Annotated in this window: 13 protein-coding genes (1 of these 13 only partly in view); all 13 read left to right on the forward strand. The window is 47.0% G+C overall.

The window, feature by feature from the left end; translation table 11 throughout:
• Positions 1 to 3 precede the first annotated feature (3 nt).
• On the forward strand, positions 4 to 1,107 hold the full coding sequence (alr, locus tag EGV91_RS14725) for an alanine racemase (RefSeq protein WP_135504990.1): 1,104 nt from the start codon (positions 4 to 6) through the stop codon (positions 1,105 to 1,107).
• Positions 1,108 to 1,206: 99 nt separating this feature from the next.
• Positions 1,207 to 1,491, forward strand: coding sequence for a transcriptional regulator (locus EGV91_RS17545; RefSeq protein ID WP_135504991.1), 285 nt, complete (start codon positions 1,207 to 1,209; stop codon positions 1,489 to 1,491).
• A gap of 4 nt (positions 1,492 to 1,495) precedes the next feature.
• Positions 1,496 to 1,846: a type II toxin-antitoxin system PemK/MazF family toxin gene (locus EGV91_RS14735; RefSeq protein ID WP_135504993.1), complete on the forward strand. Its 351-nt coding sequence runs from the start codon at positions 1,496 to 1,498 to the stop codon at positions 1,844 to 1,846.
• A gap of 192 nt (positions 1,847 to 2,038) precedes the next feature.
• The gene (locus tag EGV91_RS14740; RefSeq protein ID WP_135504995.1) at positions 2,039 to 2,869 is read left to right on the forward strand and encodes an RsbT co-antagonist protein RsbRA; all 831 of its coding nucleotides are present in this window, start codon (positions 2,039 to 2,041) and stop codon (positions 2,867 to 2,869) included.
• Entirely contained in the window at positions 2,866 to 3,228 is a 363-nt protein-coding gene (locus EGV91_RS14745) for an STAS domain-containing protein (protein WP_106534565.1), read from the forward strand. The genes EGV91_RS14740 and EGV91_RS14745 overlap by 4 nt, the downstream gene beginning before the upstream one ends.
• Positions 3,229 to 3,230: 2 nt before the next feature.
• The gene (locus EGV91_RS14750) at positions 3,231 to 3,632 is read left to right on the forward strand and encodes an anti-sigma regulatory factor (RefSeq protein ID WP_135504997.1); all 402 of its coding nucleotides are present in this window, start codon (positions 3,231 to 3,233) and stop codon (positions 3,630 to 3,632) included.
• 11 nt (positions 3,633 to 3,643) lie between these two features.
• Entirely contained in the window at positions 3,644 to 4,645 is a 1,002-nt protein-coding gene (locus EGV91_RS14755; protein WP_135504999.1) for a PP2C family protein-serine/threonine phosphatase, read from the forward strand.
• A gap of 94 nt (positions 4,646 to 4,739) precedes the next feature.
• Entirely contained in the window at positions 4,740 to 5,069 is a 330-nt protein-coding gene (locus tag EGV91_RS14760; protein WP_135505001.1) for an anti-sigma factor antagonist, read from the forward strand.
• Position 5,070: 1 nt separating this feature from the next.
• Positions 5,071 to 5,541 carry an anti-sigma B factor RsbW gene (rsbW, locus tag EGV91_RS14765; protein WP_135505003.1) on the forward strand — a complete coding sequence of 157 codons (471 nt, stop codon included), beginning with the start codon at positions 5,071 to 5,073 and terminating at the stop codon, positions 5,539 to 5,541.
• The gene (sigB, locus tag EGV91_RS14770; RefSeq protein ID WP_135505005.1) at positions 5,519 to 6,301 is read left to right on the forward strand and encodes an RNA polymerase sigma factor SigB; all 783 of its coding nucleotides are present in this window, start codon (positions 5,519 to 5,521) and stop codon (positions 6,299 to 6,301) included. Before rsbW ends, sigB begins: the two co-directional genes overlap by 23 nt.
• Positions 6,301 to 6,900: a PP2C family serine/threonine-protein phosphatase gene (locus EGV91_RS14775; protein WP_135505007.1), complete on the forward strand. Its 600-nt coding sequence runs from the start codon at positions 6,301 to 6,303 to the stop codon at positions 6,898 to 6,900. Before sigB ends, EGV91_RS14775 begins: the two co-directional genes overlap by 1 nt.
• A gap of 228 nt (positions 6,901 to 7,128) precedes the next feature.
• A complete protein-coding gene (locus tag EGV91_RS14780; RefSeq protein WP_135505009.1) occupies positions 7,129 to 9,294 on the forward strand; it encodes a Tex family protein in 2,166 nt (721 codons plus the stop codon).
• A 140-nt stretch (positions 9,295 to 9,434) separates the two neighbouring features.
• Positions 9,435 to 9,726, forward strand: partial view of a SprT family protein gene (locus tag EGV91_RS14785; RefSeq protein WP_135505011.1) — the 5' portion only. The gene runs 161 nt beyond the window's last position; only the first 292 of its 453 coding nucleotides appear in the window; the start codon lies at positions 9,435 to 9,437; its stop codon lies beyond the right edge, outside the window.

Genomic DNA, 9,726 nt, shown 5'->3' on the forward strand with positions numbered 1-9,726 from the left:
AGCATGACGGAAAATTATCGGCCGACAAAAGCGGTCATCGATTTAGGTGCAATCGAAAAAAACTTGGCTTCATTCAAAAAAGGGCTCGGTAATACGGAGATAATGGCGGTGGTAAAAGCGGATGCCTATGGCCACGGAGTATTGGAAGTGGCGAAGCGCGCGGTGGATATGGGCATCAAACTATTAGCGGTAGCGACACCGGACGAAGCATTGTTTTTGCGGACCAACGGATTTCAAGAAAAACTCCTTGTAATGGGGGCTTCACCGGCATCGTTCGTGCCGGTAGCACAGCAACAAGAAATCGCCCTGGCAGCTATTTCATTGGATTGGCTGGCCACCGCTTCGGCGGCCCAGAATCCGGAGTTTCTTCCATTAAAAGTCCATTTGAAGATTGATACAGGCATGCGCCGTGTTGGCGTAGATGCAGCGGATGCGGAAGCGGCGATAGCGGAAATTCGCCGCCATTCGTTGGCATTTGAAGGCATCTTCACCCATTTTGCTACCGCCGATGAGGAATCCGGAGAGTTGTTCGAGCGGCAAGTCAAGCGCATGAAAGAAATCATCGGCCTGATTGATGACCCTGAAGTACTGGTTCATGTATCGAATAGCGCGGCTTCTCTTATGCATCCAGACCTTGCTTATGGTGCAGTGCGGATCGGAATTTCGATGTATGGAATCGCTCCTTCTGCCTATGTAGAAGAAAAAATGCCCTTCTCTTTAGTCCCAGCCATGAGCCTGGAAACGGAAATTGTCCACATCAAAAAGGTGAAGGCCGGAGAAGCCATCAGCTATGGCGGCACTTACTGCTGCGAAGAAGATGAGTGGATCGCGACACTGCCAATCGGTTATGCTGACGGTATGCTGCGCGGCCTGCAAGGACAGGATGTGCTGGTTAGAGGGGAGCGGGCGCAAATCGTTGGGCGTATCTGCATGGATCAGTGCATGATCCGCGTTCCGGAAAAATTGCCGGTTGGCGAGAAAGTCCAGTTGTTCGGTAAGCAAGGCAAAGAGGAAATACGCATCAATGAATGGGCAGATAAATTGGGCACGATTCCTTATGAAATCCCCTGTATTTTAACAAAAAGAGTCCCGAGACTGTATGTTTGAAAGCCTGAAATCCCAACAATGTCTTTTCACCGTCCGTTTAAGATGTTAAGATGAAAAGGTGAGGCAAGAAAGAACGGTATTTTTCGGAGGTGTAGGGCTGTGTACGAGAAATCGAAGCCAAGAGAAGTGGTAGTGAAACTGCCTAAACAATTGATGTCAGAGCTGACAACACATTCAGATGAACGGTTTCAGGAGCGCGGCGACTATGTTTACGTTTCCACCCAAAGGGTAACCAAAAATATATACGATTCACATCATATTCGAGAAGCAATGATCAAAGGCTACGTGGAGATGTCACAAATCAATTTATCCATCGCTTGTGAATGTTCTCACGCGGAGTACGAAGCGGAGCACACGACCGTGCGACTCGTAAGCGGAGGTTGACAATTTGATTGTAAAACGTGGAGACGTTTTTTTTGCAGAATTATCTCCAGTGGTCGGGTCTGAGCAAGGTGGGACCCGGCCGGTGCTGGTTATACAAAATGATATAGGGAATCGTTTCAGCCCCACGGTGATTATTGCAGCGATAACGGCGCAGATCCAGAAAGCGAAATTGCCGACTCACGTTGAGATCAATGCCAAGAAATATGGCTTTGAGCGTGATTCGGTCATCTTGCTTGAACAATTGCGTACGATCGATAAATCCCGTTTGACTGATAAAATTACCCAGCTCGATGAAGCGTTGATGGAAAAAGTTGACGAGGCACTGGAGATCAGTGTTGGTCTTGTTAAGTTCTAATCATACATACTCCGAAAACACCTGAAAGTTCATTCTTCCAGGTGTTTTTTCTATTATCCCTTAAGAATCTGGAAGCTTGGCGACAAAAAAGATGTGAAAAAAACTTTTTTCCGATACAATAAAAGATAGATTATCTAAAATGCAACTGGATGTGTTCGCTGCATGGAAATTCAGGGAGGTTTACGGCAGAAAATGAATAAGCAAATGGCTGGATATATTCAAGAAAATAACACTGAAATAATTACTAAATGGCAGGAACTTATGAAAAACGAAAAAAATGATCGTTCTTTCCAAGTGATGCCGACGGATTTGATGAACCAGACAAGTAAGGAATTCGCGGATCTGATGTTGTCGAATCTTTTAGAGAGCCACCAGGCTTATGAAACGCGCTTGAACGATTTCGCGGAAAAAGTAGTACGCCTTGGCTGGTCGATGACGTTTGTCACAAAAGCGATCGACCATTTCTCGGAAGTCGTGTTTGAAGGCATGGAAGATGCTGGTTTAATTACGCAGGAAAACTTCCGCGGATTTTTCAAAGAGTTCAATAACTGGATCATCCCGATCCGTGACAGCACGGTCGCTGCTTATTCGAAAACGTGGGAGCGCACTGTAAGCTTGCAAAAAATCGCTTTGCAGGAATTGTCGGCATCGTTGATTCCTGTATTTGAAAAAGTGTCGGTCATGCCGCTTGTCGGAACGATCGATACCGAACGCGCACGCCTGATTATGGAGAATTTGCTTGAAGGCGTAGTGAAACACCGCGCGGAAGTGGTCCTGCTGGACATCACTGGTGTACCGGTAGTGGATACGATGGTAGCGCACCATATCATTCAGGCTGCGGACGCTGTGCGTTTAGTCGGTGCGAAATGCATGTTAGTGGGAATACGGCCTGAAATTGCCCAAACGATTGTGACGCTGGGCATTAATTTGAATGAGTTTACGACTACAAGCACGTTGCAGCGTGGTGTAGAACAAGCACTTGCTTGGACTAATCGCAAAATCGTGGAGGTTGATGAACAATGAATTTTCGGATTCCGATTTTAAAATTAAGAGATACATTAATTGTCTCGATCCAATGGGAGCTGGATGATCAAACTGCTATCCAATTCCAGGAAGATCTATTGAATAAATTGCACGAAACAAGCGCGCGTGGAGTCGTGATTGATTTAACTTCTGTTGATTTCATCGATTCGTTTATCGCAAAAGTCTTAGGGGACGTCATTAGCATGTCAAGCCTAATGGGAGCGCGAGTGGTTATTACCGGTATTCAACCAGCAGTGGCTATCACTTTGATCGAGTTAGGAATTCGACTTGAAGATGTTATGACAGCCCTGGATCTAGAAAATGGGCTGGATAAACTTCAACTGGAATTGGAGGCTTAATAATGAGCAACCAGTCTTCGGTGGAGATTTTAACGGAATGGGATATTGTTGCAGCACGACAGCTCGGGCGCAATGTTGCAAAAGAGCTGGGTTTTGGCACGGTCGATCAAGCGCGTATCACGACGGCGATCAGCGAGCTTGCCCGCAATATTTATTTATACGCTGGCCAAGGGAGAATTGAAATTCAGCAATTGATGGAAAATGGCATCAAGGGAATTTTGATCATCGCTGCCGACCAGGGGCCCGGAATTCCCGACATCCGTAAAGTGATGGAAGATGGATTTTCTACTTCTGGAGGGTTAGGTGCAGGATTGCCAGGCGTTAAACGATTAATGGATGAATTTAAGATTGAAACGATCCCGGGAGAAGGGACAGACATAAGAGCTACGAAATGGCTTCGATAGGGGGGGCACATATGGTCCACAAAATCGAAAATCAATACAAAGAAATTTTAAATCAATACATGCAGCGCCAGTCGGAACAGAATTTGTATGTCGGCCAGAATTTCAGCCGGCAGCTTATTTCTGAAAACATTTCTCCGGAAGAAGTCATCAGCGTCCATAAGGCGGCAATGCAGGAAATTTATAAAGACTTGCCTGAAGTGGTATGGCATTCTTTTGATTTCCTGGTTGAAATGATGATTAACTATGGCCTTGCTTTGCAGGAGCGGCAAAGCCTCTTGCAGCGGCAGGAAGAAATCAGAGTAGAAATGGACCTGGCGGCGAATGTCCAGGAGACGTTGCTGAAAACGAAATTGCCTACTTTGGATGGTTTGGATATTGGTCTGTTGTCAATTCCCGCACGGAAGATGAACGGCGACTACATATATTTCATCAGCGACGCAGAAGGCCATGCCGGAATCGCCGTTGCAGATGTTATTGGCAAAGGGCTGCCGGCCGCCCTTTGCATGTCCATGGTCAAATTCGGCATGGATAGCCTTAATCATTCACCTGCAAACCCTTCCGAGGTTTTGGGTGTCATTAATCGGGTCGTTGAGAAAAGCATCGACGATTCGATGTTTGTTTCCATGTTCTATGGCAGGTACGACGCGGTAAGCGCGCAAATGACCTATGGTTCTGCAGGGCATGAGCCGGCGATTTTGTATCGTGCGAAAACCAATGATTTCAGTGAGTTGTATGCCAAAGGCCTTTTGCTGGGTGTGTCACCTGCTGCGACATATGAAGAGCATACAGTCCAGCTTGAAGAAAATGACATGGTTATCATGATGACGGACGGCGTGACAGAAGGCCGCACCGATCAAGGGTTCATTGAGCGCGAAGTCATTTTTAAAATGATTGAAGAGAAAAAGGATGAACCGGCTCAAGTCATTGTCCAGTATGTTTATGACGCTCTGGAGCGCATGCAGAATGCTGTGCTGTCGGACGACTTTACGCTGGTGATTTATAAAAAAGTCTGAAGTAGGTTTAAAAGCTGCCGTTAGGTGGTATTTAGACTTACGATGGCTTTTTTAATTTTAATGAAATTTTGATAAAACAGGGGTGTCTTAATAGATGAATATTCAAGTTGAACTAGAAGAAACAAACAATACATTAACAGGTTTTATCCGCGGCGAAATCGATGCGCACACAGCGCCGGTTCTCCGTGAAAAATTGGAAATGCACCACCATAAAGAAGGTTTGAATGCAGTGTTGGATCTTTCCGACGTTGATTATATGGATAGTACTGGATTAGGGGTTTTCGTTGCATTCTATAAGTCAGTAAATGCTAAAGGCGGACATGTGAAGCTGAAAGGCCTCTCAACGCGTTTGAAACGTTTATTCGACATTACTGGTTTGGGCGAGATCATGGACATCGAATCAGTTGGAAAAGGTGGTAATTGATATGCGTCCTTTCGATTATGTTGAAATGAGAGTGCCGGCAAAATCGCAATATGTCGGAGTGGCCCGTTTGACGATTTCGGGATTAGCTAGCCGTATCGGTTTTACGTTCGACGATATTGAAGATTTGAAAATCGCGTCAAGTGAAGCGGTGACAAATGCAGTGCAACACGCTTATTCTGAAGGTGAAGAAGGCGAAGTTGTTATTGGCTGTGCACTATACGGCGATAAGATTGAGATTATGGTAGCTGACCATGGACAAAGTTTCAATTTTGAAGAAACAAAGGCGAAAGTAGGTCCATATCACGATCAAGAGGAAGGGGCTTTTCTTCGCGAAGGAGGTCTTGGCCTTTACTTGATCGAAACTTTGATGGATGAAGTAAAAGTCCATCATCAGGAAGGCGTCACGGTCTTCATGACTAAGTATGTTGGAGGAGAGCAGGTGGAAGAGGATGTCGAAACGATCTCATCCTAATCAGCCGACCAAAGAGCAGGTGCTTGAATGGATTGAGGCTTATCAACAAACGGAAGATGAAGAAGCCCAGACAATGCTTGTGATGAACTACAAGCGGCTGGTGGAATCGATAGCGCGCAAATATTCAAATGGCAAGTCTTACCATGAAGATATTGCACAAGTTGGGATGCTGGGTCTCCTCGGAGCAATTCGCCGTTACGATCCGTCATTCGGAAGAAGCTTCGAAGCTTTCGCAGTGCCGACAATTATCGGTGAAATCAAGCGCTTTCTGCGTGATAAAACGTGGGCTATCCATGTTCCGCGCCGTATCAAAGAGCTTGGACCCCGCATCAAGTCAACTGTCGAAGTTCTGACCCGGGAACTTCAGCGTTCTCCGCAAGTGTGGGAAATCGCAGAATACCTGGATGTCGATGAAGATGATGTGCTTGAAGCAATGGAGATGGGCAAGAGCTATCAGGCTTTGTCTATGGACCATTCACTTGAAGCGGATTCCGATGGCAGTACGGTGACTTTATTTGACGTTGTCGGGCAAGAAGACGATGGATATGAAAAAGCGGATCAGCGCATGCTTGTAGCAAATGCGATGAATGTGCTTTCTGAACGGGAAAAGCAGATCATCCAGTATACCTACATAGAGCAGCTGAGCCAAAAAGAAACCGGTGATAAGCTGGGGATTTCTCAAATGCACGTGTCTCGTCTGCAGCGTAAAGCAATCAAAAAACTGCAAGAAGCCATTTTGGCTGCCGGTGGAGTGTCCTAGTGGAGACGATAAAACACCATTACGTTGAGGCCTGTATTTTCAATGAAGCAAAACATGGTAATTATGAATCCGGCGACAGCTACCATACTGTGCTGACGGACGATTATTTCATTTGCTCAGTAGCCGACGGACTAGGGAATGGCCCAGTGGCGCGTGAATCGTCGCAGGTCATTCCGCAAATTCTGGAGCAGTATCATCACGAATCGATCGATTCCCTTATGGGGCGTTTCAATGATTTGATGGTGCAAAAAAGAGGCGCTGCTGTTGCGATTTTTAAAGTGGACTTCAAAAAGAAGACCTTGGAATATACTTGCGTGGGAAATATCCGATTTTACTTATACCGCAAAGGGACGGATGAAATGATTTATCCGTTGCCGGTAATGGGGTATCTATCAGGACGCCCACAGAAATTGCGCACGCAACTCTACACGTACGTGGAAGATGACTTATTCCTCATCCATTCTGATGGAGTGGAATTGCGGAATCCAAAAGTGATGATGAGACGGGCAGGAGTGCCTGAGCGTCTTTATTACGATATTCTCCGTGAAATCAAAACAGGCGACGACGCCACGTTTATAGCAGGAAGCCTCCTCAAATGAGAAGGCTTCTTTTTTGTGTGATAAAATAAGAAAAGCGGAGGCGCCTGTTTAGGTTCGACAGGCGTAAGACAGACCAGCCAAGCGGTGCTTTTTGCCGCTTAGCAGGGATGGCTTACGACCCGAGAACCTGGGTGCCGGAGCTGGACAATAGAAAAGCGCATGCGCCTGTTTAGATGCTATAAGCTGATTGATTTTAACCGTTTCAAGGAAATGAAGGAGAGTGGTTTTGTGGACATGCAGAAAATCCATGCGTTGATTGCAAAAGAAACTAGCGTTCGCGCAGATCAGGTCAAACAAGTTATCGGGTTATTAGACGATGGCAATACAGTTCCGTTTATAGCGCGTTACCGCAAAGAAGCTACTGGTTCGCTTGATGAAGTGCAGATTAAATCGATTGAAGACCGTTATACATACATACAGAACCTGGAGCAGCGGAAAGTGGAAGTGATCCGTTCAATCGCTGAACAGGAAAAAATGACAGATGAGCTGGAGAAGGCAATTCAAGCGGCAACGATATTGCAGCGTTTGGAAGACCTTTATCGGCCATATAAGCAAAAACGCCGCACGAAAGCGACAATCGCGAAAGAGAAGGGGCTTCAGCCATTTGCGGATTGGCTCTTGTCAGCATCAAATGGCGATGTCTTGAAAAAGGCCGCTGAATTTGTCGATGCAGAAACCGGAGTAGCCACCGCGGATGAAGCGATTCAAGGTGCACAGGACATACTGGCGGAATTATTCGCGGATGATCCGGATATCCGGGAAAAGGCACGTTACATGACGCGCAAAGATGGCAAGATTTTAACGGCTGCCAAAAAGAACCATGAAGACGAGAAGCAGGTCTTCGAAATGTATTACGATTACGAAGAAGCGATCAGCAAAATCGTGCCGCACCGCATTTTGGCAATCAACCGCGGGGAAAAGGAAGATGTGCTCCGCGTTTCCATCCAGCCGCCGACCGACCGGATTGTAGCATTGATGAAAAATAAAGTGATTAAATCGAGTGTCCCGTCTTCAGAATTCGTGGCTCAGGCGATCGAAGACGGCTATAAGCGTTTGATACAGCCTTCAGTCGAACGCGAAATTCGAACCGAACTCAGCGAAAAAGGCGAAACGCAAGCAATTCATATCTTTTCAGAGAACTTGCGGAATCTCTTGTTGCAGCCGCCGATGAAAAACAGAATGGTGCTTGGTGTAGATCCGGCTTACCGCACCGGCTGCAAACTGGCGGTTATTGATGAAACGGGCAAGTTATTGGAAGTCGCAGTCATTTACCCGCATGCGCCAAAAAATGACCAAGCAGGAGCAAGGCGGACGATGAAGGCGCTCGTATCGAAATATCCGATACAGATCATGGCGATCGGCAACGGTACGGCTTCGCGTGAGACCGAACAATTTGTTGCGGACTTTTTGGCGGAAACGGACGCGGACATTTCTTATGTCATCGTCAATGAAGCGGGGGCGAGCGTTTATTCCGCATCTGAAGTAGCACGTACGGAGTTCCCGAATCTCCAGGTCGAAGAGCGCAGCGCCGCATCCATTGCGCGCCGCTTGCAGGATCCGCTATCCGAATTGGTGAAAATCGATCCGAAAGCGGTAGGCGTCGGGCAATACCAGCACGATGTCTCCCAGAAAAAGCTGGCGGATCAATTGACGTTCGTCGTGGAAACAGCGGTCAACCAGGTTGGTGTCAACGTCAACTCGGCTTCTGCTTCTTTATTGCAATATGTTGCTGGCCTCAGCAAGACGGTCGCTGAAAATGTAATCAAGGTGCGGGACGAGAACGGACGCTTTACATCACGTGCCCAATTGAAGAAGATTCCGCGCTTGGGCGCGAAAACGTATGAACAAGCCATCGGATTTCTGCGGATTCCCGAAGGCAAGAACCCGCTGGACGCCACTGGCATCCATCCGGAGAGCTATGCTGTAGCGGAAAAACTGCTGGAATTGGTGGGAGCGGGCAAGAATGAAGTCGGCACACCGGCGACAGCGGAGAAATTGTCTGCGCTTCAGCTGGCAGAGCTGAGCGAGAAATGGGGCGTTGGGGAAATCACGCTGCAGGATATTCTGGATGCGCTGAAAAAGCCGAACCGTGATCCGCGTGATGAGTTCCCGCAGCCTTTATTGAAAAACGATATCTTGAAGATGGAAGACTTGTTGCCGGGCATGGAAGTCCAAGGAACTGTGCGGAATGTTGTCGATTTCGGCGCATTTGTCGACATCGGCGTGAAGCAGGATGGGCTCGTCCATATTTCGAAATTGAAAAAAGGCTTCGTCAAGCATCCGCTTGATGTAGTCGCTGTCGGCGATATCGTCACCGCTTGGGTCGAGAAAGTCGAGAAAGACAAAGGGCGCATCGCCTTGACGATGCTGCAGCCAAAAGATCAGACAGAATAATACATTACAGCAAAAAAGAGCCGGTCAATTGACGGCTCTTTTTTGCTGATTTTTTATAAAAGCTGTGCTATGCTCGGTAACATTCAGATGCAAGAGAAATACAGGACGAACACATAACGATTTTCAATAAGGAGTTAGCCATGACCAATCAGGAACTGACCGAGCTGATCAAAGAAATCTCCAATGACTTTTTCCACAAGCCTTTCCGCCATGAGGGGGTTTTCAATTCGCGTTTGCGCACCACAGGCGGCAGGTATTTATTGCGTTCCCATAATATCGAAATCAATCCTAAGTCATATGAAAAATTCGGCTATGCCGAACTGGAAGGCATCATAAAACATGAGTTGTGCCATTACCACCTCCATTTGGAAGGGCGCGGCTATAAGCATCGGGATGCGGACTTCCGGGAATTGCTTAAGCAGACCGGAGCAC

The organism is Planococcus koreensis (assembly GCF_004761975.1).
In the GTDB taxonomy this organism is placed as follows: domain Bacteria; phylum Bacillota; class Bacilli; order Bacillales_A; family Planococcaceae; genus Planococcus; species Planococcus koreensis.

What these genes read in the sequence shown, in the direction of transcription:
- alr (WP_135504990.1), top strand. Translation starts at nt 4, where the DNA reads ATGACGGAAAATTATCGGCCGACAAAAGCGGTCATCGATTTAGGTGCA.
- EGV91_RS14740 (WP_135504995.1), top strand. Translation starts at nt 2,039, where the DNA reads ATGAATAAGCAAATGGCTGGATATATTCAAGAAAATAACACTGAAATA.
- EGV91_RS14745 (WP_106534565.1), top strand. Translation starts at nt 2,866, where the DNA reads ATGAATTTTCGGATTCCGATTTTAAAATTAAGAGATACATTAATTGTC.
- EGV91_RS14750 (WP_135504997.1), top strand. Translation starts at nt 3,231, where the DNA reads ATGAGCAACCAGTCTTCGGTGGAGATTTTAACGGAATGGGATATTGTT.
- EGV91_RS14755 (WP_135504999.1), top strand. Translation starts at nt 3,644, where the DNA reads ATGGTCCACAAAATCGAAAATCAATACAAAGAAATTTTAAATCAATAC.
- EGV91_RS14760 (WP_135505001.1), top strand. Translation starts at nt 4,740, where the DNA reads ATGAATATTCAAGTTGAACTAGAAGAAACAAACAATACATTAACAGGT.
- rsbW (WP_135505003.1), top strand. Translation starts at nt 5,071, where the DNA reads ATGCGTCCTTTCGATTATGTTGAAATGAGAGTGCCGGCAAAATCGCAA.
- sigB (WP_135505005.1), top strand. Translation starts at nt 5,519, where the DNA reads ATGTCGAAACGATCTCATCCTAATCAGCCGACCAAAGAGCAGGTGCTT.